Origin of the sequence: Actinomadura chokoriensis (genome assembly GCF_039529475.1) — a bacterium.
In the GTDB taxonomy this organism is placed as follows: domain Bacteria; phylum Actinomycetota; class Actinomycetes; order Streptosporangiales; family Streptosporangiaceae; genus Spirillospora; species Spirillospora bangladeshensis.
The window spans coordinates 174216-199701 of record NZ_BAAAMW010000013.1; the positions used below are offsets into that span (position 1 = coordinate 174216).

At 72.7% G+C, this 25486-nt stretch carries 19 protein-coding genes; 8 read left to right on the forward strand and 11 right to left on the reverse strand.

The features are described from left to right. Window positions 1-32: 32 nt before the first annotated feature. Together ABFX46_RS26490 and ABFX46_RS26495 are read right to left on the reverse strand one after the other, a co-directional pair. On the reverse strand, window positions 33-227 hold the full coding sequence (locus tag ABFX46_RS26490; protein ID WP_131944387.1) for a DUF3046 domain-containing protein: 195 nt from the start codon (window positions 225-227) through the stop codon (window positions 33-35). A gap of 10 nt (window positions 228-237) precedes the next feature. Next, window positions 238-1506, reverse strand: coding sequence for an alpha/beta hydrolase fold domain-containing protein (locus ABFX46_RS26495; protein ID WP_346046126.1), 1269 nt, complete (start codon window positions 1504-1506; stop codon window positions 238-240). Between the two features lie 120 nt (window positions 1507-1626). Here ABFX46_RS26495 and ABFX46_RS26500 point away from each other — a divergent pair, with 120 nt between their 5' ends. Beyond that, a complete protein-coding gene (locus ABFX46_RS26500; RefSeq protein ID WP_346046128.1) occupies window positions 1627-6384 on the forward strand; it encodes an Lhr family helicase in 4758 nt (1585 codons plus the stop codon). A 127-nt stretch (window positions 6385-6511) separates the two neighbouring features. Here the strand turns inward: ABFX46_RS26500 and secA2 are convergent, their stop codons facing one another. Beyond that, complete coding sequence (gene secA2 / locus ABFX46_RS26505) at window positions 6512-8836, reverse strand: accessory Sec system translocase SecA2 (RefSeq protein ID WP_346046130.1); 2325 nt, start codon at window positions 8834-8836, stop codon at window positions 6512-6514. A 234-nt stretch (window positions 8837-9070) separates the two neighbouring features. Between secA2 and ABFX46_RS26510 the strand changes: the two genes are divergently transcribed. Then, window positions 9071-9205, forward strand: a complete 135-nt coding sequence (locus tag ABFX46_RS26510; RefSeq protein WP_275407033.1) for a hypothetical protein — start codon at window positions 9071-9073, stop codon at window positions 9203-9205. A 77-nt stretch (window positions 9206-9282) separates the two neighbouring features. Here the strand turns inward: ABFX46_RS26510 and ABFX46_RS26515 are convergent, their stop codons facing one another. Beyond that, window positions 9283-10506: an ROK family transcriptional regulator gene (locus ABFX46_RS26515; RefSeq protein ID WP_346046132.1), complete on the reverse strand. Its 1224-nt coding sequence runs from the start codon at window positions 10504-10506 to the stop codon at window positions 9283-9285. Window positions 10507-10759: 253 nt separating this feature from the next. Between ABFX46_RS26515 and ABFX46_RS26520 the strand changes: the two genes are divergently transcribed. From ABFX46_RS26520 to ABFX46_RS26545, 6 genes are all read left to right on the forward strand, one after another. Next, a complete protein-coding gene (locus tag ABFX46_RS26520) occupies window positions 10760-12031 on the forward strand; it encodes an extracellular solute-binding protein (RefSeq protein ID WP_346046133.1) in 1272 nt (423 codons plus the stop codon). Window positions 12032-12053: 22 nt separating this feature from the next. Continuing rightward, window positions 12054-13025 carry a carbohydrate ABC transporter permease gene (locus ABFX46_RS26525; RefSeq protein WP_346046135.1) on the forward strand — a complete coding sequence of 324 codons (972 nt, stop codon included), beginning with the start codon at window positions 12054-12056 and terminating at the stop codon, window positions 13023-13025. Beyond that, the gene (locus tag ABFX46_RS26530; RefSeq protein WP_346046137.1) at window positions 13022-13864 is read left to right on the forward strand and encodes a carbohydrate ABC transporter permease; all 843 of its coding nucleotides are present in this window, start codon (window positions 13022-13024) and stop codon (window positions 13862-13864) included. Before ABFX46_RS26525 ends, ABFX46_RS26530 begins: the two co-directional genes overlap by 4 nt. Further along, entirely contained in the window at window positions 13861-15339 is a 1479-nt protein-coding gene (locus ABFX46_RS26535; RefSeq protein WP_346046139.1) for a glycoside hydrolase family 3 protein, read from the forward strand. The genes ABFX46_RS26530 and ABFX46_RS26535 overlap by 4 nt, the downstream gene beginning before the upstream one ends. 128 nt (window positions 15340-15467) lie before the next feature. Beyond that, on the forward strand, window positions 15468-15932 hold the full coding sequence (locus ABFX46_RS26540) for an RrF2 family transcriptional regulator (protein WP_346046141.1): 465 nt from the start codon (window positions 15468-15470) through the stop codon (window positions 15930-15932). 32 nt (window positions 15933-15964) lie between these two features. Continuing rightward, a complete protein-coding gene (locus ABFX46_RS26545) occupies window positions 15965-16747 on the forward strand; it encodes a DNA-formamidopyrimidine glycosylase family protein (protein WP_346046143.1) in 783 nt (260 codons plus the stop codon). Window positions 16748-16922: 175 nt separating this feature from the next. Here ABFX46_RS26545 and ABFX46_RS26550 read toward each other — a convergent pair whose 3' ends face one another. The 7 genes from ABFX46_RS26550 to ABFX46_RS26580 all read right to left on the reverse strand — a co-directional run bounded on the left by ABFX46_RS26550 (window position 16923) and on the right by ABFX46_RS26580 (window position 25425). Then, a complete protein-coding gene (locus tag ABFX46_RS26550; protein WP_346046145.1) occupies window positions 16923-17390 on the reverse strand; it encodes a Dps family protein in 468 nt (155 codons plus the stop codon). A gap of 128 nt (window positions 17391-17518) precedes the next feature. Beyond that, a complete protein-coding gene (locus tag ABFX46_RS26555; protein WP_344893717.1) occupies window positions 17519-17872 on the reverse strand; it encodes a helix-turn-helix domain-containing protein in 354 nt (117 codons plus the stop codon). 111 nt (window positions 17873-17983) lie between these two features. Then, a complete protein-coding gene (locus ABFX46_RS26560; protein WP_346046146.1) occupies window positions 17984-19279 on the reverse strand; it encodes a CinA family nicotinamide mononucleotide deamidase-related protein in 1296 nt (431 codons plus the stop codon). Between the two features lie 466 nt (window positions 19280-19745). Next, window positions 19746-20330, reverse strand: coding sequence for a CDP-alcohol phosphatidyltransferase family protein (locus ABFX46_RS26565; RefSeq protein ID WP_346046147.1), 585 nt, complete (start codon window positions 20328-20330; stop codon window positions 19746-19748). Then, a complete protein-coding gene (gene rimO / locus ABFX46_RS26570) occupies window positions 20327-21787 on the reverse strand; it encodes a 30S ribosomal protein S12 methylthiotransferase RimO (protein ID WP_346046148.1) in 1461 nt (486 codons plus the stop codon). The genes ABFX46_RS26565 and rimO overlap by 4 nt, the downstream gene beginning before the upstream one ends. A gap of 91 nt (window positions 21788-21878) precedes the next feature. Beyond that, window positions 21879-22625 carry a helix-turn-helix domain-containing protein gene (locus ABFX46_RS26575; RefSeq protein WP_346046149.1) on the reverse strand — a complete coding sequence of 249 codons (747 nt, stop codon included), beginning with the start codon at window positions 22623-22625 and terminating at the stop codon, window positions 21879-21881. Window positions 22626-22797: 172 nt separating this feature from the next. After that, a complete protein-coding gene (locus tag ABFX46_RS26580) occupies window positions 22798-25425 on the reverse strand; it encodes a DNA translocase FtsK (RefSeq protein ID WP_346046150.1) in 2628 nt (875 codons plus the stop codon). Window positions 25426-25486: the final 61 nt, after the last annotated feature.

Consider the following 25486-nt stretch of genomic DNA (forward strand, 5'->3'; position numbering starts at 1 on the left):
GCGCCGATCCCGCTACCGCAGCGCCGATCCCCCTACTGGAGGGTCGAGGGGACGTCGAAGGTGGCGACGACGGCCTGCCAGACCTTCTTGGCCGGCTCGCCGTCGGCGAGGGCCTGCTCTATGGTGCGGCCGCCCAGTTCGGCTATGACGTAGTCCTTGGCCACGCTCTGGGCATAGCTCTCGCCGAACTGCTGATTCATTCGATCCCAGAAAACTGTGAGCCGCACACCGTCCACGCTATCCGACGGAGGGTTCCTCCAAGGACTGCACGACCTCGCCGGGGACGGCGGGTCCGGTCCCCTGGCGGTACTGGCGGTGCAGTCCCGTCAGGTAGCGCTCGACGGCTTCGATGACGCGGGCCGTCCGGTAGGAGGGGAACACGTCGAACCCGTGCTGGGCGCCCTTCATCTCGGCGTAGATGACGGGTGACCCGGAGGCGTCCCGGAGCCGTTCGACGAAGCGGCGGGCCTCCGCTGCGGGGATGAGCGAGTCGCGGCTTCCGTGGATGACGAAGAAGGGCGGCGCGTCCTCGCCGATGTACGAGACGGGGGACGCCTGTGCGTACACCTCGTGGTTCTCGGCGAACGGCTTCTTCACCACCATCTTCTCCATGATGCGGGTGGCTCCCATGGGGACCGGCCATGGTCCCGCTTCAAGGAGGTTGTAGACGCCGTAGAACGGGACGGCACCCTGCACGGTGGTGTCGACGTCCTCGAAGCCGGGTTGGAACCGCGGTTCGTTGGCGGACAGCGCCACCAGCGCGGTGAGGTGCCCGCCGGCCGAGCCACCGGTCACGCAGAGGAAGTCGGGGTCGGCGCCGTACTCCTCGGCGTGCTCCTTGTACCAGGCGACGAAGTGCTTCAGGTCGATCAGATGCTCGGGCCAGGTGGCGCGGGGGCTGAGCCGGTAGTTGACGTTGAAGCCGACCCATCCCTGCAGGGCCATGTGGTTGAGCAGGGGCAGGCCCTGCTCGCGCTTGTCCCCGATGACCCAGGCGCCACCGTGGATCTGCATGAGCCCAGGGCGGAGCCGACCGTCCTCGGCGGGCCGGAAGACGTCCAGTTTCAGGCGCAGCCGGCCTTCCTCCCGGTACACGATGTTCCGGTCGACCCGCACGCCCTTGCGCGGGATCAGGCAGAGCGGCGGGACGATCAGGTGCGCCAAGGGGTAGCGGGGCGCGCCCTCGGGTTCCAGGTCGAGGGGCGCGCCGCAGTCCCGCAGGGTGACGACCGTACGGCGGGACGCGGCGATCGTGGCCGCGATGCCCGCCATGCCCGCGAGCGCCAGGGCGAGGCCCGTCCAGCCCGCCCAGCCGTCCAGCCCGCCGAACGCGGCCGCGAGCGCGGTGGCGGCGGCCCCGACGGCGAGCACGTGCGGCGCCATCTCGATCGTCAGCCAGCCGAGGAAGAAGCTCGGCACGAGCAGCACGGCGTCGCGCCGGGGAGCGTGCGCGTTGGCGGCGGCCAGCGCGACCAGGATCCCGAGGGCGAGCAGGACGTAGGGCATGGAGAGCTCCCTTGGGGGTGTGCGTCCTTCCCGTAGACCCTGCCCGGACAAGCGCTTGCTTACAACGTGACGCACGCCACATCGGCGCGTTCTGTCAGACCCGCGAGGCAGTATGGCGCCATGGGCGGTGACGTGCTCGAACGCTTCTCCCCGGCGACCCGCGCCTGGTTCGCCGGGGCCTTCGCCGCGCCCACGCCCGCCCAGGCGGGGGCGTGGGAGTCGATCGCGGGGGGCGACAGCACGCTGGTCGTGGCGCCGACCGGGTCCGGCAAGACGCTCGCGGCGTTCCTGTGGTCGCTCGACCGGCTCGCCACCGAACCCGTCCCGGACGACCCGCTCCGCCGCTGCCGCGTCCTGTACGTGTCGCCGCTGAAGGCCCTCGCCGTCGACGTCGAGCGCAACCTGCGCGCCCCGCTGACCGGCATCCGGCAGGCGGCGCGGCGCCTCGACCTGCCGGAACCGGGCGTCCGGGTCGGCATGCGGTCCGGCGACACCCCGGCCGACGAGCGCCGCCGGCTCGCCGTCAAGCCGCCGGACATCCTGATCACGACGCCGGAGTCGCTGTTCCTGATCCTCACCTCGCGGGCGCGCGAGTCGCTGCGCGGCGTCGAGACCGTCATCGTCGACGAGGTGCACGCGGTGGCGGGCACCAAGCGCGGGGCGCACCTGGCGCTGTCCCTCGAACGGCTCGACGCCCTCCTCGAACGGCCCGCGCAGCGGATCGGGCTGTCGGCGACCGTCCGCCCGGCGGACGAGGTGGCCGCGTTCCTCGGCGGCACCCGGGCGGCGACGGTCGTCCAGCCGCGCTCGGACAAGGTCTTCGACCTCGACATCGTCGTCCCCGTGGAGGACATGGGCGAGGTCGGCCAGTTCGTCGACGACTCCGGTGCGGCCGATCCCCGCCAGCGCAGCATCTGGCCGCACGTCGAAGACCGCCTGCTCGACCTCATCCAGGCGCACCGCTCGACGCTCGTCTTCGCGAACTCCCGCCGGCTGGCCGAACGGCTCTGCGGACGCCTCAACGAACTCGCCTATGAACGCGCGACAGGCGAGCCCCTGCCCGAAGACCACTCCCCCGCCGCCACGATGGCGCAGGCGGGCGCGGCCCGGGGCGCGCCTCTGGAGATCGCCAGAGCGCACCACGGCTCGGTGTCCAAGGAGGAGCGGGCGGGCATCGAGAACGCTCTGAAGGAGGGCCGCCTCCCCGCGGTCGTGGCGACGTCCAGCCTGGAACTGGGCATCGACATGGGCGCCGTCGATCTCGTCGTCCAAGTGGAGTCGCCGCCGTCGGTGGCCAACGGGCTCCAGCGGGTCGGACGCGCCGGTCACCAGGTCGGCGCCGTGTCCAAGGGCGTCATCTTCCCCAAGTACCGGGGCGACCTCGTCCAGACGACCGTGGTGGCCGAACGCATGCGCGGCGGCGAGATCGAGGAGCTGCGCTACCCGCGCAACCCCCTGGACGTCCTCGCGCAGCAGATCGTCGCGATGGTCTCCATGGACGAGTGGACGGTCGACGACCTCGAATCACTGGTCAAACGCGCCGCCCCCTACGCGACCCTCCCGCGTTCGGCGCTGGAGGCGACCCTCGACATGCTCGCCGGGCGCTACCCCAGCGACGAGTTCGGCGAGCTCCGCCCCCGCCTCGTCTGGGACCGCGTGACCGGCGTCCTGCGCGACCGCCCCGGCGCGCAGCGCCTCGCCGTGACCAGCGGCGGGACGATCCCCGACCGCGGCCTGTTCGGGGTGTTCCTCGTCGGGGAGAAGTCGTCCCGCGTCGGCGAGCTGGACGAGGAGATGGTCTACGAGTCCCGCGTCGGCGACGTGTTCGTGCTCGGCGCCAGCTCGTGGCGCATCGAGGACATCACCCCCGACCGGGTGCTCGTCTCGCCCGCGCCCGGCCAGCCCGGCAAGCTGCCGTTCTGGCACGGCGACACCCTCGGGCGCCCCGCCGAACTGGGGCGCGCGCTCGGCTCGTTCACCCGCGAGCTGGCGGGCCTGCCCGCCGAGGAGGCCCAGAACCGGGTCTCCGCCGCCGGGCTGGACGCGTGGGCGTCCGCCAACCTCGTCTCCTATCTGAGCGAGCAGCGCGAGGCGACCGGGCACGTCCCCGACGACCGCACGATGGTCGTCGAGCGCTTCCGCGACGAGCTCGGCGACTGGCGGATGGTCGTCCACTCCCCGCTGGGGGCGCGCGTGCACGCGCCCTGGGCGCTCGCCATCGCGGGCCGCCTGCGCGAACGGTACGGCGTCGACGCCCAGGCCATGCACGCCGACGACGGCATCGTCATCCGCATCCCCGACATGGACGAGCCGCCCGGCCTCGACCTCGCCGTCTTCGACGCCGACGACGTCGAACGCGTCGTCGTGGACGAGCTGGGCGGCTCGGCGCTGTTCGCCGCCCGGTTCCGCGAGTGCGCCGCGCGGTCGCTGCTGCTGCCCCGCCGCCGTCCGGACAAGCGCATGCCGCTCTGGCAGCAGCGCCAGCGCGCCGCGCAGCTCCTCGCCGTCGCGAGCAAGTACCCGTCGTTCCCGATCGTGCTGGAGACGATGCGCGAGTGCCTGCAGGACGTGTTCGACGTCCCCGGCCTGGTGCAGCTGATGCGCGACCTGTCGGGACGCAAGGTCCGCATGGTCGAGGTGGAGACGCCCGAACCCTCGCCCTACGCGCGCTCCCTGCTGTTCCACTACGTCGGCGCGTTCATGTACGAGGGCGACTCGCCGCTGGCCGAACGCCGCGCCCAGGCACTCGCGCTCGACTCGGCGCTGCTCGCCGAGCTCCTCGGTCAGGCCGACCTCCGCGAGCTGCTCGACCTCGACGCCGTCGCCGAGACCGAACGCGAACTCCAGCGCCTGGCCGCCGACCGCCGCGCCCGCGACCTGGAGGGCGTCGCCGACCTCCTCCGCACCCTCGGCCCCCTCACCACGGCCGAGGCGGCCGAACGCACCCTCTCCGCCGGCGAACCCGACGCCGGCGTTCCGAAGGCCGTCGACCCGGCGGAGAGGCTCAGTGCGGAAGCGGTCGACCCGGCAGAGGGCCTCAGCGCGGAGTCCGTCGACCAGGCGGAGAGGCTCAGCGCGAAGGCCGTCGACCCGGCGGAGAGCCTCAGCGCGAAGGCCGTCGACCCGGCGGAGAGGCTCAGTGCGGAGGCGGTCGCTCAGGTGGGCCGGTGGCTGGTGGAGCTGGAGGGGACGCGGCGGGCCATCCGCGTCCGGATCGCCGGAGAGGAGCGCTGGGCCGCGATCGAGGACGCCGGACGGCTCCGCGACGCGCTCGGCGCGCCGCTGCCCGTGGGCGTCCCGGAGGCGTTCCTCGAACCGGTGGACGACCCGCTCGGCGACCTGGTCTCGCGCTACGCGCGCACGCACGGGCCGTTCCGGGCGGACGCGGCCGCCGCCCGCTTCGGGCTGGGCATCGCCGTGGTGACCGAGACGCTGCGCCGGCTGGCGGGCGCCGGACGCGTCGTCGAGGGCGAGTTCCTGCCCGTCGAGGCGGTGGCGGGCCCGCTGACGACCGAATGGTGCGACACCGGCGTCCTGCGCATGCTGCGCCGCCGCAGCCTGGCCCGGCTGCGGGCCGAGGTGGAGCCGTCGCCACCGGAGTCGCTCGGCCGCTTCCTGCCCGTCTGGCACGGCATCGCGGGCGGGTCGCGGCTGCGCGGCATCGACGCGCTCGTCCAGGCGATCGAGCAACTGCAGGGCGCTGCTGTACCCGCGTCGGCGCTGGAGTCGCTGATCCTGCCGTCCCGCGTCCCCGGCTACACCCCGGCCATGCTGGACGAGCTGACGTCCGCCGGCGAGGTCGTGTGGGCCGGCCAGGGAGGCCTACCGGGAGGCGACGGCTGGGTGGCGCTCTACCTGGCCGACACCGCGCCGCTCCTCATGCCGGAACCCGCGGAGATCACCCTCACGCCCGTGCACCGAGCGGTTCTGGACGCGCTGGGCGACGGCGGGGCGCTCTTCTTCCGCACGCTGTCCGACCGGGTGAACCAGGACGCCACCGCCAACGACGCCGACCTGGTCACCGCCGTCTGGGACCTCGTCTGGTCGGGTCACCTCACGAACGACACGATGGCGCCGCTGCGTGCCGCGCTGGGGTCCGGCCGTCCGACGCACCGTTCCCGGACGACGCGCCGCGGACGTCCCGTCCTGCCGTCCCGGACGGGTCCGCCCACGGTCGCCGGGCGCTGGTGGCCCCTCCCCGAACGCGAGACCACCGCGACGCTGCGCTCCCACGCCCTGGCCGAGGCGCTTCTGGAGCGGTACGGCATCGTCATACGCGGCGCCGTCGCCGCCGAACGCACCCCCGGCGGGTTCTCCGCCGTCTACCCGGTGCTGCGCGCGTTCGAGGAGACGGGCCGCTGCCGCCGGGGCTACTTCGTCGAGGGCCTGGGAGCCGCGCAGTTCGCCCTGCCGGGTGCCGTCGACCGGCTCCGCGCGCTCCGTCCCGCGACCACTCCCCCGGACGACATCTCCGCACTCTGGGAGACACCACGCAAACCCGACGTCCGCGCCCTGGTCCTGGCCGCCGCCGACCCCGCCAACCCGTACGGCGCGGCACTGCCCTGGCCGGGCCGCGACGACGAGGTCGCCAGCGGCCACAAGCCCGGCCGCAAGGCGGGCGCCCTGGTCGTCCTGATCGAGGGACGCCTCGTCCTCTATGTCGAACGCGGCGGGAAGACCCTGCTGACCTGGGACGACGACCCGGACGTCCTGCAACCGGCGGTCGACGCCCTGGCCCTCGCCGTCCGCGAGGGCGCACTCGGCAAGCTCACCGTGGAACGCGCCGACGGCGAGTCGATCAACGACTCCCCCCTGGCCGCCGCGCTGGAAGCAGCAGGCTTCCACCCGACCCCCCGAGGCCTCCGCCTACGCTCCTGACCCGCCCGCACAAGGCGACCCGCCCAACCCGAGCAAGCCGCCCACCGCGTACCCGCACAGGGCGCGCTGCGTCTCGATGGGGTTGATGAAACGGGCGTGCCCGGGGGCTGACCGGGGGCTCTCAGGGTCAGCGGCGTTTGAACATGGCTATCAGGCCCCGTAGGGCTCGTTCGTCCAGGGAGCCGAAGGGGTTGTCGTGGACGAGGTAGGTCCAGGTCGCGGACGGGCGTTTCAGGCCGGCGGCGTCGAGGTCTATGCCGTCCTCGGTCGCCGTGAGGGACTCGAAGGTCTCCACTGAGCGCTTCCGGGCCTCGCCGAGGAGGCCCTTGCCGGCGGGGACGGCCTCCCGGTTGAACTCGACCAGGGGGTCGAGGCCGCGGCCCAGGGAGCGCAGGTGGATGCCCTCGCGCAGGTCCGCGAGGTAAGCGAGGTGCTCGGCCCAGCAGCGGTCCAGCGCGTAGAGGACGATCTGGCGGGCGGCGGCGGCCACCGCGGCGGCGCCAGCGATCTTGGTGAGTTCGGCGTGCTGAGCGGGGGATGAGGAGGCCATGGCCTTGTCGGCGGCGTCGCCGCGCAGGACGGCGTCGCGTTCGGTGAGCAGGTCGCGGCGCTGGAGGCCGATCAGGTGGTTGTAGCGCCAGGTGTTGCGGTGCAGTTCGAGGTCGACGCCTTCGGCGACGCGCTGGGCGTGGCCGACGATCCAGTGCGCGCCCTTGTCAGTGATGAGCCCGTCGTCGTCGGACGGGGCCTTGCTCTTCTCGTCGGGGGCGTAGCGGGTGACGAGGCCGTCCTGGAGGCTGGTGAAGAAGACGGAGGCGCCGGGGTCGCCCTGGCGGCCGGCGCGGCCGCGGAGCTGGTCGTCCAGGCGGCTGCTGTGGTAGCGGCCGGTGCCGATGACCAGGAGGCCGCCGGCCGCGGCGACGCGGTCGTGGTCGGAGCCGGGGGTGTCGGCGGGCGCGGTGCCGGGCGCGGCGGGCGGGCTGCCGCCGAGCCGGATGTCGGTGCCGCGGCCGGCCATCTGGGTGGAGACGGTGATCGCGCCGTACGCGCCGGCCTCGGCGATGATCGCGGCCTCCTCGGCGTCGTTCTTGGCGTTGAGGACGACCCGGTCGAGCCCGGCGCGGGCGAGGCTGCGGGCGAGGCGCTCGGACTCGGCGACGTCGCCGGTGCCGATCAGCACCGGGCGGCCGGCGGCGTGCGCGGCGGCGACCTCCTCGACGATCGCGACCTCCTTGTCGGCGGTGGTCGCGTAGAGGCGGTCGGGCCGGTCGTCGCGGACGCAGGGCCGGTTCGGCGGGACCACCGCGATCTGCAGCGCGTAGAACTCGGTGAGCTGGCCGGAAACGGCCATCGCCGTGCCGGTCATGCCGCACCGGACGGGGTAGCGGCCGATCAGCTCCTGCACGGTGATCGAGTCGAGGATCTCGCCGCTCGGGGACGCTTCGAGGGCCTCCTTCGCCTCGACCGCGGCCTGCAGGCCGTCCGGCCAGCGCTGCAGGAGGGCGACCCGGCCGCGCGACTCGCTGATCAGCTTCACCGCGCCGTCCCGGACGATGTAGTCGACGTCGCGGTGCAGCAGGACCTCGGCGTGCAGGGCCACGTTCACGGCGGTCAGCGTGCGGAGGTTCTCGGGGGCGTAGAGGTCGACGCCGAGGACGCGCTCCACCTCGCGCGTCCCGGCCGGGGTGAGCTGGACGTTGCGCGCCTCGTCGTCGCTCGCGTAGTGCAGGCCGGGCCGCAGCCGCCGGACGAGGTCGGCGTACCGCGGGTCGGCGGGGTCGAGGTCGGCGGCGCCGGCGAGGACGAGCGGCACCATGGCCTCGTCCACCAGCACCGAGTCGGCCTCGTCGATCAGCGCGACGGACGGCTCCGGCTGGACGAGGTCGGCGGCGTCGGTGCAGAGCCGGTCCCGGAGGAGGTCGAACCCGACCTCGCTGACCGGCGCGTAGGTCACGTCGGCCCGGTAGGCCGCGCGGCGCTCGTCCGGCGTGGACGACTGCCCGACCCAGCCGACGGTCACGCCGAGCATCGCGTAGAGGGGGCCCATCCACTCGGCGTCGCGGCGCGCCAGGTAGTCGTTCACCGACATGACGTGGACCCGGCGGCCGCGCAGCGCGTACCCGGCGGCGGCCAGCGCGCCCGACAGGGTCTTGCCCTCGCCGGTGGCCATCTCGGCGACGTGCCCGGACAGCAGCGCCAGCGTCCCGATCAGCTGCACGTCGTAGGGCCGCTCCCCGAGCGTCCGGCGGGCGGCCTCGCGGCCGAGGGCGCACAGTTCGGCGAGGTCCTCCTTCTCGCGGAGGGCGGAGGCGGCGGCGGTCAGCTCGGCGTCCGGCAGGTCCTGGACGCGCGACTCGCGCTCGCCCGCCTCGCCCACCAGCGCGCGGAAGGGCGCGAGGTCGACGCTGCCGGGCTTCTGCACGAGCCGCCGCAGCCGGTCACGCAGCGCCATGGCGGCCCTTCGGTTCTTCTCTCACGGTTCCCCCCAACGGCGGATACGCGGCGGTCGTTCCCTCCATGATCCCAGGGGGAACCCCCGCGGCGGTCCGGGCGGTCTCCGCTGTTGGTCTGACCTCGAATTCATCCCTCGGACGGACCCCCGCACCCCTCTCATTTGAGAGCATGGAGGCATCACGGGGTTTGCGGTGGCCAAGGGGAAAGCGCCACCGCGGAACGGGGTTTCGCCATGACACCTACGGCACGCAAGGCCGCCGCGCTCCGGCGCAAGCGCCAGATCATCAGCCAGACCGTCATCGACCGCGCGCTGAACGACCCGCGGCGCCACAAGGAGGCCGCGGTCGCGGTGGCGGCCGCCAAGTAGCGGAGCGCACCGCGCGGGGAACGGTCCACGCGAGGGAAGAGCCCCCGGCCGCACCGGCCGGGGGCTCTTCCCGTCTCTCAGGACGCGCCGTCCGCCGAGAAGACGTCGTCGCGGGCCTTCTGCAGCGCCGCGTACAGGGCGCCGCGCAGCACCGGGTTGCCCTCCACCTCGGTCACCGCCACGGTCGGGCGGGTCGGGGTGATCCGGCCGACGATCCGCTCTATGCGCGCGGCGAGCGGCCGGCCGCCGGCCCGGCCGAGGCTGCCCGACAGGACGACGAGGCCGGGGTCCAGGACGATGTTGACCGAGGTCACGCCGTAGGAGATGCGGTTGGCGAGCTCGTCCAGGAACGCGCCGCCGCGGTCCTCGTCGGCGGCGGCCGCGCTGACGCAGTCGTAGGCGGTCTCCCCCGCGATGCCGTGCCCGTGCGCGAGTTCGCGGACGGCGTCCGCACCGACCAGGGCCCCGTAGCCGCCGGAGAGGGTCGGGATGCCCCACGACCTCGACTCGGTGACGCCCTCGTCCTTCGGGCCCCGCCGGGCGGCCCCGACCGGCAGCGGCGCGCCCGGGACGGGCAGGTAGCCGATCTCCCCGGCGCCGCCCCACCGGCCGCGGTGCAGCCGGCCGCCCAGCATGACCGACAGGCCCATGCCGCGGTCGAACCACATCAGCGCGAAGTCGTCGGCGTCGCTCGCGGCGCCGTAGGCCCGCTCGGCAATGGCGGCGAGGTTGACGTCGTTCTCGATGGTCACGGGCCGGCGGAGATCGGTCTTCAGTGCGGCGAGGACGCCCTCATGCCACGTCGGAAGGTCGAAGGCGAACTGGACGTCACCGGACTGGGGGTCGACGACACCGGGCGACCCGATCACGAAGGCGCTCAGCTTCGACAACGCGACCTTGGCGGAGCGGCACGCCTTCACGACGGCGTCGTGCACCGTCTTCACCGGCTCGGCGGTGCCGTTCGGGTCCACGGTGACCTGGGCGGTGATGTGCCCGGTGATGTCGGCGACCCCGGCGGTCACCCCGTCCGGCCCGACCTCGAGCCCGGCGACGTAGGCGCTGGACGGGACGACGGCGTACAGCGCGGCATTGGGCCCGCGCCCCCCGGCCTGCTCGCCGACGACCGAGACCAGCCCCCGGTCCTCCAGTCTCGACAACAGCTGGGAAGCGGTTACCTTCGATAGCCCGGTGTGCTCGCCGATCTGCGCACGGGTCAGCGGGCCCTGCTCGACGAGCAGGTCCAGTGCCGCACGGTCGTTGAGCTCACGCAGCAGCCTCGGCGTTCCCGGGCGTCTGGCCATGCCGGCCCCCTCGATGTCTCAATCCGCTAACGAGCAGTTTTGTTTAGGAAAGTTTCTTGTTAGTTTACGCCCAAGCGCCGACCGGACCGGTACCCCGGACCGGGGGCGCGCGCAGAGCGCGGACTGGCGAGCAGGGCGCCCGCGAGCGATGCGAAAGCGAGTAGGACATGGCCAGGACCTTAAAGGGTCGGCGCCGTCTCCCTCGCACGCAGGCCATAAGGCCACGCGAGGCGACGCCGGAAAGGATCCCCCAGTGAAGTACATCAAGGTTGCGGCCGCCGCGGCCGCGATCGCCCTGGCCGCCACGGCCTGCGGCGGCGAGAGCAAGGACGACAAGGCCGACGCGGGCAAGGACCCCGCGCAGCTCAAGGTCTGGATGATGGGCGACGGGACGCCCGAGCAGACCAAGTTCCTCGACACCGTCGAGGCGGACTTCAAGCAGAAGCACCCGAACACCGACGTCCAGATCAAGTACGTCCCGTGGCCGCAGGTCGCCACCACCTTCCAGAAGGCGGCGGCGGGCGGCGAGGGGCCGGACGTCACCGAGCTCGGCAACACCGACGTCCAGTCCCACGTCGAGCAGGGCAGCCTGGCCGACGTCACCGACCAGTTCAACGGCTGGGCGGACGGCAAGACCCTCAACAAGACCGCCCTCGGCAACGACACCGCCGACGGCAAGATCTACGCGGTGCCGTGGTACGGCGGCGTCCGCGGCGTCTGGTACCGCACGGACTGGTTCCAGGAGCTCGGCATCCAGCCGCCGAAGACCTGGGCCGACCTGACCGCGGCCGCCAAGAAGGTGCAGGACTCCAAGAAGGTCCCCGGCATCGGCATCCCGAGCGACCAGACCAACGCGCTGCTCAGCTTCATCTGGGGCAACAACGGCGCGGTGGCCGTCGAGGACGGCAACGGCGGCTGGAAGGGCCAGCTCGACCAGCCCCAGGCCGTCGAGGCGGTCAAGTACTACGCCGGCCTGGTCAGCACCGAGAAGGTCGCGCCCGAGAAGTACATCGGCAAGAACGAGCTGGAGGGCCCGCAGCGCGACTTCGCGCTCGGCAAGCTCGGCATGTACATCGACGGCAGCTGGGCGCTGAAGGAGATGAAGAAGGTCTCCGACAAGAACGCCGACAAGTGGGGCGTCTTCCCGATCCCGAGCAAGACCGGCGGCAACGCCCCGGTCATGGCGGGCGGCTCCGACCTCGCCGTCTGGAAGGACAGCAAGGCCAAGAGCGCGGCGTTCGACTACATCACCGTCCTGAACAACGCCAAGAACGCCAAGGCGTGGGCCGACTACAGCGGCTTCTCGTCGATGCGCTCGGACGTGAAGTTCTCCGACCCCAAGCTGGAGATCTTCACCGAGATCGCCACCAACACCAAGTTCCCCCCGATCGGCCCCGGCTGGGCGGAGTTCGAGCAGGCCAAGAAGGTGCTGCCGAACACCGTCAAGGCGATCATGCAGGGCAAGAACGCCGACGAGGAGATGAAGAAGGCGAACGAGCAGGCCAACACGCTGCTGAACCCGTAGTACCCGGCTGATCGGAACGTCCATGCTCGACACCGCTCCCGCGGTGCGGAAGTCGCCCGGCCGGAGGTCCTCCGGCCGGGCGCACCCCCGCCGCCGGCCCCGTTTCGGGCCCTACCTGCTGATCGCGCCCACCGTGCTCGTGATCGCCGTCCTGATGTTCTGGCCGATGATCCAGATCGGGATCATGTCGTTCCAGAAGGTCGGCAACCGCCAGTTGCGCGGCGAGCCGGCCGAGCAGGTGGGCACCGAGAACTTCGACAAGATCCTCAACGACCCGTTCTTCTGGCAGACCTTCAAGCACACCGTGCTGTTCGCCGTCGTCGCGGTGAGCCTGACCATGCTCATCGGAACGCTGGTGGGCCTGCTGCTCCACAAGCTCGGCAAGAAGATGTCGAGCTTCGTCGCCGGCGGCGTGATGGTCGCCTGGGCGACCCCGCCGGTCACCGCCGCGATCATCTTCAGCTGGCTGTTCGGCACCACCGGCGGCCTGGTCAACTGGTCCCTCGACCTGCTGCCCGACTTCCTGGTCGGCGGCGGCTGGCTCGACTACAACTGGTTCGCGACGCCGCTGTCCACCTACACCGTCCTCACCGTCTGCGTCGTGTGGCAGGCGTGCCCGTTCGTCGCCGTGTCCGTGCTGGCCGGGCTGAAGAGCGTCCCGGGCGAGCTGTTCGAGGCGGCCCGGGTGGACGGGTCCGGCCCGTGGCGGACGTTCTGGAGCATCACCTACCCGATGCTCAAGCCGATCTTCATGGTGCTGCTGGTCATGTCGATCATCTGGGACTTCAAGGTCTTCACGCAGCTGTTCATCATGTCCGGGCTGGCCAACCGCGACGCGTTCAACCTGTCGCTGTACGCCTACTCCGAGGCGTTCGGCTCGCTCAATCCGAAGCTCGGCATGGGCTCGGCGATCGCGCTCGTGCTCACGTTCATCCTGCTCATCGTCACCGCCCTCTACGTGCGGGTCATGGTCCGTCAGGGGGAGACGCGATGAGGTCCTCGCTGCCGCGCAAGATAGTGCTGAACGGGACGGGCCTGCTCGTCTTCGTCCTCGCGGTCTTCCCCGTCTTCTGGATGGCCTCCACCGCGTTCAAGCCGAACACCGAGATCTTCAGCACGACGCCAAAGCCGCTGCCGACGCACCCGACGCTGGAGCACTTCGACCTGGTGCTGAACGGCGGCATCGCCGAGGTGTCCTTCTGGGAGTACTTCGCCAACAGCGCGATCCTCGCGATCGTCACCGTCGTCGCGTCCGGCCTGCTCGCGCTGCTGGCGGCCACGGCCGTCGCCCGCTTCCGCTTCCGGTTCCGCACGACCTTCCTGGTCATGCTCCTCGTGGTGCAGATGGTGCCCCTGGAGGCGCTGGTCATCCCGCTGTTCCTCGACCTGAAGCAGCTCGAGCTCTACAACAGCCTGTTCGGGCTGGCGCTCGTCTACATCGGGTTCGCCGTGCCGTTCGCGATCTGGATGCTGCGGGGCTTCGTCGCCGCGGTGCCGCGCGAGCTGGAGGAGGCCGCCGCGATCGACGGCGCAAGCCCGGTCCGGACGTTCTTCACGGTCATGCTCCCGCTGGTCGCGCCCGGACTCGTGGCGACCAGCATCTTCTCCTTCATCACCGCCTGGAACGAGTTCATCTTCGCCTACACCTTCCTGGAAGACCAGGACAAGTACACCCTGCCGATCATGCTGCAGTTCTTCTTCGGCCGCAGCGGCAACGCCTGGGGGCCCATCATGGCAGCGTCCACGCTGCTCACCATTCCCGTCATCGCCTTCTTCCTGCTCGTCCAGCGCCGCATGGTGTCCGGCCTCACCGCCGGGGCGGTGAAGGGGTGACGACCGACGACATCGCGACCACGGCGGAGATCGCCCGGCTGGCGCGCGGCACGCTGCTCCCGTCGTTCCCCGGGGCGACCGCGCCGCGCTGGCTGCTGGACGAGCTGGAGGCCGGCCTCGGCGGCGTCACGCTGTTCGCCCTCACCGGCAACGTGCCGAGCCCCGAGTCGCTCGCGGCGCTCACCGCGCAGATGCGCAAGGCGGGCGACCCGTTCGTCACGATCGACGAGGAGGGCGGGGACGTCACCCGGCTCGGCGGCCACGCCACCGGCAGCCCCTACCCCGGCAACGCCGCGCTCGGCGCCGTGGACGACCCGGAGCTGACCCGGCGCATCTACCGCTCGCTGGGCGCCGAACTGGCCGAGGTCGGCGTCAACTTCAACTTCGCGCCGTCGGTGGACGTCAACACCGCCGACGACAACCCCGTCATCGGGACCCGCTCGTTCGGCTCGGACCCGGAGCTGGTCGCCCGGCACGCCGCCGCGTCCGTCGCCGGGACGCAGGAGGCGGGCGTCGCGGCCTGCGCCAAGCACTTCCCCGGCCACGGCGCCACGGTGGACGACTCGCACCTGTCGATCCCGCTCGTGGACGCCGACCTGGAGCTGCTGGACCGCCGCGAGCTGGTGCCGTTCCGGGCCGCGATCGCCGCCGGCACCCGCGCGGTGATGACCGGCCACCTCAACCTGCCCTCGATCACCGCGGGCGCGCCCGCCACCCTGTCGCACGCCGCGATCACCGGGCTGCTCCGCGAGCACCTCGGCTACCAGGGCGTGATCGTCACCGACGCGCTCGACATGGAGGGCGCGAGCGGCGCGATCGGCATCCCGGAGGCGTCCGTGCGGGCCCTCATCGCGGGCGCCGACCTGCTGTGCCTGGGCCCGAACGAGCACGCCGAGACCGTCGAGGCGACGCTCGCCGCGATCGACGAGGCGGTGCGGGCCGGGCGGCTGCCGGCCGCCCGGCTGGCCGAGGCCGCCGAGCGCACCGCGCGGCTGCGGGAGTGGCTCGCCGGACACGGCACCGCCGCCGTCGACCGCGCCGCCGGCCTGGCGGCCGCCCGCCGCGCGCTGCGTGTCACGGGAGCGCTCCCAGGCTGGGACGGCCCGCCGCTGGTCGTCGAGACCGAGTCGACCGGCAACATCGCCGTCGGCCCCACCCCGTGGGGGCTGGGCCCGTGGGCGCCCGACGCCGTCCGGACCGACGGCGCGGACGGGGCGGCGGACCGGGTCCTGGACCGTGCCAAGGGACGCGGCCTCATCGTCGTCCTGCGCGACGCGCACCGGCACGCCGGGCAGCGCGCCCTCACCACGGCCCTGCTGACCGCCCGCCCCGACACCGTGGTCGTGGAGATGGGCCTGCCCGTCTGGCGCCCCGGATCGGCCGTCTACCTGGCCACCTACGGCGCCGCCGCCGCCAACGCCCAGGCCGCCGCCGAGCTGCTCGGCCTGACCGGCTCCCCGGCCGCGGCCGGCTAGACCCGCGGCGCGCCCGCCGGATTCAGAGCCCGGTTCCGGCGGGCGCACCGCGCCGCGGTCCAGGTCGCGCCCGTGTCCCGACCGGTGGGCGGGCCCGACCGGTCCGGCCGGCAAGGGATAATACGTACATGCGATTGTCCGCCCGGGTCGACTATGCGTTGCGCGCCGCCGCCGAACTGGCGGTCGCCGGGAGTCACCCGGTGACCGCGGTCCAGCTCGCCGAGGCCCAGCAGATACCGCCCAAATTCCTGGAGAACATCCTCGGCCAGCTGCGCCGGTCCGGCATCATACGGAGCCAGCGCGGCCCCGAGGGCGGCTACTGGCTGGCGCGGCCCGCCGAGCGGATCTCCCTCGCCGACATCATCCGCGCGATCGACGGGCCGCTGCTCGGCGTCCGCGGCGAGCGCCCCGAGCACGTCGGGTACGAGGGGCCCGCGCGGTCCCTGCAGGAGGTGTGGATCGCGCTGCGCGCCAGCGAGCGCGCCATCCTGGAGCAGGTCACGCTCGCGCACATCGCGGCCGGGGAGCTGCCCGCCCCCGTCGCCAAGCTCACCGAGGACCCGTCCGCCTGGGAGAGCCCCTCACTGATCTGACTCCCGGCATCCGTCCGGAGGAGAGAAGGCCCATGCCGGAAGGGGACGTCGTCTGGCTGACGGCGCGTCGGCTGCGCGAGGCGCTCGCGGGGCGGGCGCTCACGCGGTCGGACTTCCGGGTCCCCCGGTTCGCGACCGCCGACCTGCGCGGGCGGACGGTCCTCGACACCGTGCCGCGCGGCAAGCACCTCCTCACCCGGGTCGAGGACGGGCTCACCGTCCACACGCACCTGCTGATGGAGGGCCACTGGCAGATCCGCCGGGCGGGCCCCGTCCCGCGCGACCACCGCGTGCGGCTGGTGCTGGGAAACGCGGAGTGGCAGGCGGTCGGGTACTCGCTCGGCGTGGTCGAGCTCCTGCGGACCGCCGAGGAAGACCGGGTGGTCGGCCATCTCGGGCCCGACCTCCTCGACCCGTCCTGGGGGCCGGACACGGCCGCGGAGGCCGCCGCGCGGCTGGCCGAGCAGCCGGCGCGGCCCGTCGGCGAGGCGCTCCTCGACCAGACGCGGCTCGCCGGGATCGGCAACGTCTACAAGGCCGAGGTCCTGTTCCTGAGGGGCGTGAACCCGTGGGCCCGCGTCGGGGACGTCCCCGACCTCCCGGCGCTCGTGGAGCTGTCTCACCGGCTCCTGGACGCCAACAAGGAGCGGCACGGCCACATCACCACCGGCGAGCGCGGACGGGGGCGCGAGCACTGGGTGTACGGGCGGGCGGGGCGCCCCTGCCGGCGCTGCGGCACCCGGATCGAGCGCGCGGAGCAGGCCGGCGAGCGCGTCACGTTCTGGTGCCCGCGCTGCCAGCCCGCCCCGTCCTAGCCGGCGCCGCAGTGGACACTCGGCCGGGGCCTTTCCGCGCCCGGACGCGGAAAGGCCCCGGCCCCCGCCGAAAGGGATCGGCGGGGGCCGGGGCCATCGCACTCGGGTCCGGTTCGCGCCGGGATCGCGGCGGCGCGGGGCCGGAACCGGGTCGCGGTCCGGAACTACCGGTCGGTCAGGTCTGGGCCTGGAACATCCAGTGCTGCTTCTCGAGTTCGGCGGTGATGCCGATGAGCAGGTCCTGGGTGACCTGGTCGGGCTCGTCGGTCGCGGCGATGCGCTCGCGGAAGCGGCCGATGATCTGCGCCAGGATGTCGGTGATCGCGGCGACGACCTTGTCGTCGTCGAGGTAGCCGGCCTCCAGCTGCGGCAGCTCGGTGCGGTCGGCCACGGTGCGGGACCGGCCGTCGGGGTTCACCCCGACCGCCACGGCACGCTCGGCCACGTCGTCCTGCCCGGTGCGGGCGAGGGCCACGACCTCGTCGAGGTGCTCGTGCACGACCTTGAAGTTGCGCCCGGTCAGGTTCCAGTGCGCCTGCTTGGCCACCAGGGCGAGATCAACGAGGTCGACCAACGCGCCCTGCAGGGCCTGGCCCACCACCTTCACGGCGTCGTCGGGAAGCGGGCTCTTGACCGTCGCCATTATCGGGCTCCTTCCGCATCGTTACGGTTATCCGTTACAACACGGAAAGATCCCCGGTAATGCCGCGTTCATGCGTGAGACCGCGCACACCCGCGGCCCCGGTAGGGCATGAACGCGTCAGGAGCGGGTCAGGCCGCGACCATGTCGGCGCGGAACTCCCCGGTGATCTCCTCCGGCGTCTCCGGAATGCTCTCTGCGGTGATGCGCTCGTGCTCGGGCGCGCCCGCCATGACGGGCTCGTGCTGCAGCTCGGCGAGGGCCAGCTGATCCGCGACGTCCCTCAGCACGTGCGACAGCGGGACTCCCAGGGCCTTGCAGATCGAGGACAGCAGCTCCGACGAAGCCTCTTTCTGTCCCCGCTCGACCTCGGAGAGATAGCCGAGTGACACCCGCGCCGCCGCGGACACCTCACGGAGGGTGCGTCCCTGGCGCAGCCGCAGCTGCCGCAGTACGTCACCGAGCAGCTGGCGAAGCAGGACCATCGTCTCGCTCCCTCCCTCAGTTCGGACCATCTGCCGGTTCCACCGTACCCGCCTTGACGGTGACCATGGCAGACCGTTGATTTCGTGTTCGCTCGGAACGTAACGCTGTAATCAGTCCCGGTCTTCCCGATCTGCCTGAGCCTCCTCGCTCTCGCCCTCGGCGTCAAGCCCCAGCAGGACGCGTCTCAGCAGCTCAAGGGCGTGCACGACGGTCATCCGCCGGATCACCGCGCGGATCTCCGGCCCGGCGCCGGGCACGGGGAGTTTCGGGCTGACCACAGTGCGCGAATCGCCGGGACCGGCCACGCCGATATAGACCGTTCCGACCGGCTGCCCGTCCTGGGTGACGGGACCGGCGACACCGGTGACGGCGAGCCCGTAGGTCGCGCCGACCGCGTCGCGGACGCCCGCGGCCATCGCGGCGGCCACGTCCGGGTGGACGGCGCCGTGCTCGGCGAGCAGGTCCGCCAGGACGCCGAGCAGCCGGTGCTTCGCCTCCGTCGCGTACGTCACCATGCCGCCCGCGTAGGTGGCGGACGAGCCGGGCATCGCGGTCAGCTCCGCGCCGATGAGCCCGCCGGTCAGCGACTCGGCCGTCGCGACCGTCTCCCCCCGGGCGGCGAGCAGGCGGTGGACGACCCGGTCGAGCGTCTCGTCCTCGACGCCGTAGACGGCCGATCCCAGCAGCTCCCGGACGCGCGCCTCGACGCCCTCCAGCCGCCCGGCGGCGTCCGGACCGGCCACGGTGATGCGGATCTTCACCTCGGCGGGGTCGGGCAGGTAGGCGAGCCGGACCCCCTCCATGGCCTCGACCTCGGCGAGCTTCGTCGCGACGACCGACTCCCACACCCGGTCGGTGCGCAGCGTGCGGCGCGCGACCGCGGGCAGCCCGGCGACGCGGGCCAGCTCCGGCAGCACCACCTCGTCCATGATCGTGCGCATCTCGAACGGGACGCCGGGCAGCGCGTAGACGACGCCGCCGGGCAGCTCGACGCGCAGGCCGGGCGCCGAGCCGGCGGAGTTGGCCAGCACTCCCGCGCCCTTCGGCACGTCCGCCATGCGCAGCGCCATCGGCTGCAGCTCGCGGCCGGCGCGGGCCACCCGCTCGCGCAGCCGCCGCTCCAGCTCCGGGTCGCGGACGAGCGGCACGCCCGCCGCCGCGGCGAGCGCGTCGCGGGTGAGGTCGTCGGAGGTGGGGCCGAGCCCGCCGGTGGTGATGACCGCGTCCGCCCGCTCGAGCGCCGACGCCACCGCCGCGACGATCACGTCGAGCTCGTCGCCGACGACCACGCTGCGCGTGACGTCGACGCCGTGGTCGGCCAGCCGGCGGCCCAGCCACGCCGCGTTGCCGTTGACGGTGTCGCCGAGGAGCAGTTCGTCCCCGACCGTGAGCAGTTCGACTCGCATGGCGTCCGAATCTACCGCCAGGGGCGGCGCGCCACGGGCGCGGGACGGCGCCGGCGCATCTCCGGTTCACCGGGAAATACGGCCGAATGAGGACGCCGCGGGCCGCGGCGCGTTCGCACCGGTCCAACGGGCGCATCCCTTTTCCGTCCCGGCGTGAAAGAGGCGGCCGCGCTTTGTCCGCCGCGACGGGACCGCGCCCGTCAGGGCACGCGGGCGAGGCGGGCGCGCGAACGCGGATCGTCGCCGCGGATCATTGATCGCAGGTCCGACAAATACCGCGAAGCCCAGGTCACGCTGTGAGTCAAAACTCATTTGATCGATTCGTCCGCACGGACGCGAGCGGGGATAATCGAATTCGCGTGGCGCCCGCGAGACGGGGCCGCGGGACCACGACCGGGGTGGGCGTGGCCTCGCGGCCCCCCGCGGGCGCCACGGCTTCAACCCCCGGAGCCTCCGGCAGGCCGCGTCAGGCCGCCGCGGAGCGCCGGCGCAGCCGCCACGCCTGGACGAGGTAGTCCACCCCGGTGACGACGGTGACGACGAGGGCGGCGCCCATCGTGACCCAGCGGACGTAGTCGAGCGGGCCGGGCAGGATGTAGAAGCCGATCGCGATCACCTGCAGCATCGTCTTCAGCTTCCCGCCCTTGCTGGCCGGGATCACACCGTGCCGGATCACGACGAAGCGCAGCACCGTGATGCCGATCTCGCGGACCATGATGGCGGCCGTCACCCACCACCACAGCTCCCCCATCACCGACAGGCTGACCAGCGCGGCGCCGGTGAGCGCCTTGTCGGCGATCGGGTCGGCGATCTTGCCGAAGTCGGTGACCAGGCCGCGCGCCCGGGCGATGTCGCCGTCGATCTTGTCGGTGACCGAGGCGGCCGCGAACACCGCGAACGCGGCGAGCCGCCAGCCGGTGCCGTCCAGGAACAGCAGCCACACGAACAGCGGGACCAGCGCGATCCGCACCATCGTCAGCGCGTTGGCGATGTTCCACACCCCGGCCGGGGGCGGATCGCCCGCGACCGGTTCCGCGGCGCCGGCGATCATGCGGGGCCCGCGTTCGGGCCGGCGCTCGCGTCCGCGGCGCGGTCGGCGGTCGCGTCCGCGATGAGGTCGGCGCCGTCGCTGCCGATGACGCGGGCCGCCACGATCTCGCCGAGCGCCAGGCCCTCGCCGCGGACGAGGACCGTCCCGTCCACCTCCGGCGCCTGGTGCTCGGCGCGGCCCTCGAAGCCGCCCTCCTCGCCCTTGTCCTCCAGCAGGACGCGGACGAGCGAGCCGATCCGGTCCTCGGCCCGCTGGGACGTCAGCTCCTCGGCCAGTCCGGACAGCTCGTCGACCCGGCGGGCGATCTCGGCCGGGTCGAGCTTGCCCTCCAGGTCCGCGGCCTCCGTGCCGTCCTCGTCGGAGTAGCCGAACACGCCGACCGCGTCGAGGCGGGCGGCGGACAGGAACTCGGCCAGCTCCTCGAAGTCGTCCTCGGTCTCGCCGGGGAAGCCGACGATGAAGTTCGACCGGACGCCCGCGTCCGGGGCCAGCTCGCGGATCTGGTCGAGCAGCCCGAGGAACCGCTCCCGGTCGCCGAACCGCCGCATCGAGCGCAGCACCGGCCCGGACGCGTGCTGGAACGACAGGTCGAAGTAGGGCGCGACGCCGGGCGTGCCGCAGATCGCCTCGATGAGGCCGGGACGGGTCTCGGCGGGCTGCAGGTAGCTGACCCGCACCCGCTCGATGCCGTCCACGGCGGCGAGGCCCGGCAGCAGCCTCTCCAGCGCACGCAGGTCGCCGAAGTCCTTGCCGTAGGACGTCGAGTTCTCGCTGACCAGGACCAGCTCGCGGACGCCGTGCCCGGCGAGCCAGCGCGCCTCCTCCAGCACCTCCGCCGGCGGCCGGGACACGTACGCGCCGCGGAACGCGGGGATCGCGCAGAACGTGCAGCGCCGGTCGCAGCCGGACGCCAGCTTCAGCGGCGCCACCGGGCCGCCGCCGAGCCGCCGCCGCAGCACCCGCGGGCCGGACGCGGGGGCCACCCCGTCCGGCAGGTCGGCGGGCGCGCCGTGCCCGGGGACCGCCACCCCGGACGCGGACCGGTCCACCGGGCTGATCGGCAGCAGCGTCCGGCGGTCACGCGGCGTGTGCGCGTCCCGCCTGCGGCCCGCCATGACGTCGTCGAGCCGCTCCCCGATGCCGGCGTAGTCGTCGAAGCCGAGCACCGCGTCGGCCTCCGGCAGCGCCTCCGCCAGCTCCTTGCCGTACCGCTCGGCCATGCAGCCGGCCGCCACGACCTTGGCGCCGGAGTCGTGCGCGGCGAGCAGCGTGTCGATGGAGTCCTTCTTGGCGGCCTCGATGAACCCGCAGGTGTTCACGACGACCACGTCCGCGCCGCCGGCGTCGTCGGCCAGGTCCCAGCCGGCGGCCTCCATGCGCGCGGCGAGTTCCTCGGAATCGACCTCGTTGCGGGCGCAGCCGAGCGTGATGAGAGAGACCTTGCGGCGAGTCGACATGCCCTCAAAGGTAATGGGCGCGGGCGCCGGGACGTACCAGCGGGCCCCCGGGCGGGTCATCGCGGGGGGACGGCCGCCGCGCACCCCCGGCTCAGGCGTGTTCCGGGTCCTGGCGGTCGAAGCTCAGGCGCTGCACGCCCTTGCCCTTGCCGGGCGAGCCGATGTCCTTGCCGTTGACGGTCAGGTTGACGCTGCCGCCCACGCCGATCACCAGCTTGACCTTCTTCTTGGCGCTGAAGTCCTTCTCCTCGCCCTTGTGCAGCGTGCCGATGAACAGCGTCCTGCCCTGGTCGCCCATGACGTTCAGCCAGGTGGTCCGCTTGGCCTCGACCCGCACCTCGACCTTGGTGCGCGGCGCCTCCGCGACCGGCGCGCCGCTCTGCGACGCCGACGGCTTCGGGCTCGGCGGCGCGGGCGTCCCGGCGACCTGCTGCGCGGTGCGCTGCTCGCGGCCGCCGTCGTGCCCGACCACCTGGACGACCCCGTAGATGACGACGAGCGCGAGGGCGAGCGCCATCGCGGCGCTCCAGTTCGGCGCCTTGCGCTCGCGGAACGCGACGGGCTGCTCCGGCTCGAACGCCGACACCGCCGAGACGGGCTGCGGGGCGCCGCCGTGCGCGGCGTCGAACTCGGCGACGAGCGGTTCGGGGTCGATGCCGATGACCCGGGAGATGCTGCGGATGTGGCCGCGGGCGTAGAAGTTGCCGCCGCAGAGCGAGAAGTCGTCGGCCTCCATGCCGCGGATCACGGTCTCCCGGATCCGGGTCTGGAGACTGACCTGTGTCACCGAGAGACCGGCCCGCTGACGCTCCTCCGCCAAGGTCTCACCGATGCTCACCTCGGGCCTCCTTCGGGGGCGCTCGTGGCCGATCTTCTGGGACACCAGTCTAGGAACGGGGATGCCCGTTGAGCGACTGCCGACACGTTCGAAACAGGGCAAGATTTCGCATCATTCCGCAATGCCCCGCCCTTGCCCCGCACGACCTGCACCGGCCTCCGCGGGCCCCGGCTCAGCCTCCGCCGCGCAGTTCCGCGAGGACCCCGGGGAGATCGTCCGGCTTGGCGAGGACGTCCCGCGCCTTGGACCCCTCGCTCGGCCCGACGATGTCGCGGCTCTCCATCAGGTCCATGAGCCGGCCGGCCTTGGCGAACCCGACGCGGAGCTTGCGCTGCAGCATCGACGTCGACCCGAACTGGGTGGACACGACCAGCTCGATCGCCTGGACGAGCAGGTCCATGTCGTCGCCGATCTCCTCGTCGATCTCCTTCTTCGGCTTGTTGGCCTCGGCGACGTCCTCCCGGTAGTTCGCCTCCATCTGCCCCTTGCAGTGGTCGACGATCCCGTGGATCTCCTTCTCCGCCACGTAGGCGTTCTGGAGGCGCATGGGCTTGCTCGCGCCCATCGGCAGGAACAGCGCGTCGCCCTGCCCGACGAGCTTCTCGGCGCCGGGCTGGTCGAGGATGACGCGGCTGTCGGACAGCGAGGACGTCGCGAACGCCAGCCGGGACGGCACGTTGGCCTTGATGAGCCCGGTGACGACGTCCACCGACGGCCGCTGCGTCGCCAGGACGAGGTGGATGCCGGCGGCGCGCGCGAGCTGGGTGATGCGGACGACCGAGTCCTCGACGTCGCGGGGCGCGACCATCATCAGGTCGGCCAGCTCGTCCACGATGACCAGCATGTACGGGTACGGGGTGTAGACGCGCTCGCTGCCGGGCGGCGGCTTGAGCTTGCCCGCCTTCACCGCCTTGTTGAAGTCGTCGATGTGCCGGTACCCGGACGCGGCGAGGTCGTCGTAGCGGCGGTCCATCTCGCCGACGACCCACTCCAGGGCCTCGGCGGCCTTCTTCGGGCTGGTGATGATCGGCGTGATCAGGTGCGGGATGCCCTGGTACATGGTCAGCTCGACCCGCTTGGGGTCGACCAGGATCATCCGCACCTCGTCGGGCGTGGCGCGCATCAGGACCGAGGTGATGAGCCCGTTGATGCACGTCGACTTGCCCGCGCCGGTGGCGCCCGCGATGAGGATGTGCGGCATCTTCGCCAGGTTCGCCACGACCGTGCGGCCCTCGACGTCCTTGCCGAGCCCGACGATCATCGGGTGGTGCTCGTTGGTCGCGGCGGGCGAGCGCAGCACGTCGCCCAGGCTGACGATGTCCTTGTCGGTGTTGGGGATCTCCACGCCGATCGCCGACTTGCCGGGGATCGGGGAGATGATCCGCACGTCGGCGCTCTTCACCGCGTAGGCGATGTTCTTGGTCAGCGCGGTGACCTTCTCGACCTTCACCGCCGGGCCCAGCTCGATCTCGTACCGGGTGATCGTCGGGCCGCGGGTGAACCCGGTGACCTGCGCGTCGATGTCGAACTGCTCCAGCACGCCGGTGAGCGCGTTCACGACCGTGTCGTTGGCCTTCGTCCGCGGCTTGGACACGCTGCCGGGACGCAGCATCGACGGGTCGGGCAGCAGGTAGATCTCGCCGGACGACGAGAGCGGCAGCTGCTCGGACCGGCGCGGCGCGGGCGTCGGGTCGGGGACCTCGTGCCGCGCCTCGTGCCCGGCCTCGGGCCCGGCGTCGGCCATCGACTCGCCCGCGACGTGCGCGTCCATCGGCTCGTCGTCGCCGGGCGGCGCGGGCGGCGGGACGTCGGCGCCGAACGGGTCGGGCTCGAACAGCTCGTCGGCGAGGTCGCGCTGCGGGCGGGCGGCCTTCTTCGGCTCGTCCTCCAGCAGCGGCGTGTCGTAGGGGCGCGAGTGCTCGCCGACCTCCAGCTCGTCGCCGTCGTCGTCGGCCTTCTTCTTGCGGCGGCGCTTCTTCGGCGCGTCCTCGCCCTCCTCCCCCGCGTCGGACGGACGCTCCGGGCGGCTCTGCAGGGTCGCCATCGCCCACAGGTCGGCGACCCGCTCGGGGACCTTCGCGATCGGCGTCGCGGTGACGACCAGCAGCCCGAACCCGGACAGGAGCAGCAGCAGCGGGACGGCCACCCACCCGCTGAGCGCCGCGTCGAGCGGCGCCGACACCAGCCAGCCGAGCACGCCGCCGGACTCGCGGACGCCCGCCATGTCCTCCGCCGGGGACGGGACGCCGGCGGCGATGTGCAGGATGCCGAGCACGCCGACGCCGAGCGCGGTGATGCCGATGACGATGCGGCCGGTGTCCTCGTGGTGCTCGGGGTGGCGCAGCGTCCGCCACGCCAGCAGGGCCAGCAGCACCGGCAGCGCCATCGCCAGGATGCCGAGGCCGCCGCGCACGACCTTCTCCAGCGCGATCGTGACGACGCCGTCCGGCCGGAACCAGGTGACGGAGGCCAGCACGATGGACGAGCCGAGCAGCGCCAGCCCGAGGCCGTCGCGCCGGTGCTCGGGGTCGAGGCTGCGGGCGCCGTGCCCGTAGGCGCGGAAGACCGACCCGACCGCGACGGCCGCGAGCAGGTACAGCTTGAACAGGAGCTTGAAGAAGCCGAGGACGGCCTGGGAGATCGGGTCGGGCTTCTGCGGGGGGCGCCCCCGCGCCGAGCCCCGGCCGCCCTTGGAGGTGCCGCTCGGTCGCTTCCGGGGGGACGAACCTGCGGGCTTGCGAGCCGCACTGCCCCCCGCACGCGAAGAGGCTTTCGCACCTCCGGACGCACGTGTGGCCATGCTTATGAGAGTAACCAAGGACCCTAGAGGTTCCCGGGGAGGCGGCCGGGCGTGTTGGAGA

What these genes read in the sequence shown, in the direction of transcription:
- ABFX46_RS26495 (WP_346046126.1), bottom strand. Translation starts at nt 1,506, where the DNA reads ATGCCCTACGTCCTGCTCGCCCTCGGGATCCTGGTCGCGCTGGCCGCC.
- ABFX46_RS26500 (WP_346046128.1), top strand. Translation starts at nt 1,627, where the DNA reads ATGGGCGGTGACGTGCTCGAACGCTTCTCCCCGGCGACCCGCGCCTGG.
- secA2 (WP_346046130.1), bottom strand. Translation starts at nt 8,836, where the DNA reads ATGGCGCTGCGTGACCGGCTGCGGCGGCTCGTGCAGAAGCCCGGCAGC.
- ABFX46_RS26510 (WP_275407033.1), top strand. Translation starts at nt 9,071, where the DNA reads ATGACACCTACGGCACGCAAGGCCGCCGCGCTCCGGCGCAAGCGCCAG.
- ABFX46_RS26515 (WP_346046132.1), bottom strand. Translation starts at nt 10,506, where the DNA reads ATGGCCAGACGCCCGGGAACGCCGAGGCTGCTGCGTGAGCTCAACGAC.
- ABFX46_RS26525 (WP_346046135.1), top strand. Translation starts at nt 12,054, where the DNA reads ATGCTCGACACCGCTCCCGCGGTGCGGAAGTCGCCCGGCCGGAGGTCC.
- ABFX46_RS26530 (WP_346046137.1), top strand. Translation starts at nt 13,022, where the DNA reads ATGAGGTCCTCGCTGCCGCGCAAGATAGTGCTGAACGGGACGGGCCTG.
- ABFX46_RS26540 (WP_346046141.1), top strand. Translation starts at nt 15,468, where the DNA reads ATGCGATTGTCCGCCCGGGTCGACTATGCGTTGCGCGCCGCCGCCGAA.
- ABFX46_RS26545 (WP_346046143.1), top strand. Translation starts at nt 15,965, where the DNA reads ATGCCGGAAGGGGACGTCGTCTGGCTGACGGCGCGTCGGCTGCGCGAG.
- ABFX46_RS26550 (WP_346046145.1), bottom strand. Translation starts at nt 17,390, where the DNA reads ATGGCGACGGTCAAGAGCCCGCTTCCCGACGACGCCGTGAAGGTGGTG.
- ABFX46_RS26555 (WP_344893717.1), bottom strand. Translation starts at nt 17,872, where the DNA reads ATGGTCCTGCTTCGCCAGCTGCTCGGTGACGTACTGCGGCAGCTGCGG.
- ABFX46_RS26560 (WP_346046146.1), bottom strand. Translation starts at nt 19,279, where the DNA reads ATGCGAGTCGAACTGCTCACGGTCGGGGACGAACTGCTCCTCGGCGAC.
- ABFX46_RS26565 (WP_346046147.1), bottom strand. Translation starts at nt 20,330, where the DNA reads ATGATCGCCGGCGCCGCGGAACCGGTCGCGGGCGATCCGCCCCCGGCC.
- rimO (WP_346046148.1), bottom strand. Translation starts at nt 21,787, where the DNA reads ATGTCGACTCGCCGCAAGGTCTCTCTCATCACGCTCGGCTGCGCCCGC.
- ABFX46_RS26580 (WP_346046150.1), bottom strand. Translation starts at nt 25,425, where the DNA reads ATGGCCACACGTGCGTCCGGAGGTGCGAAAGCCTCTTCGCGTGCGGGG.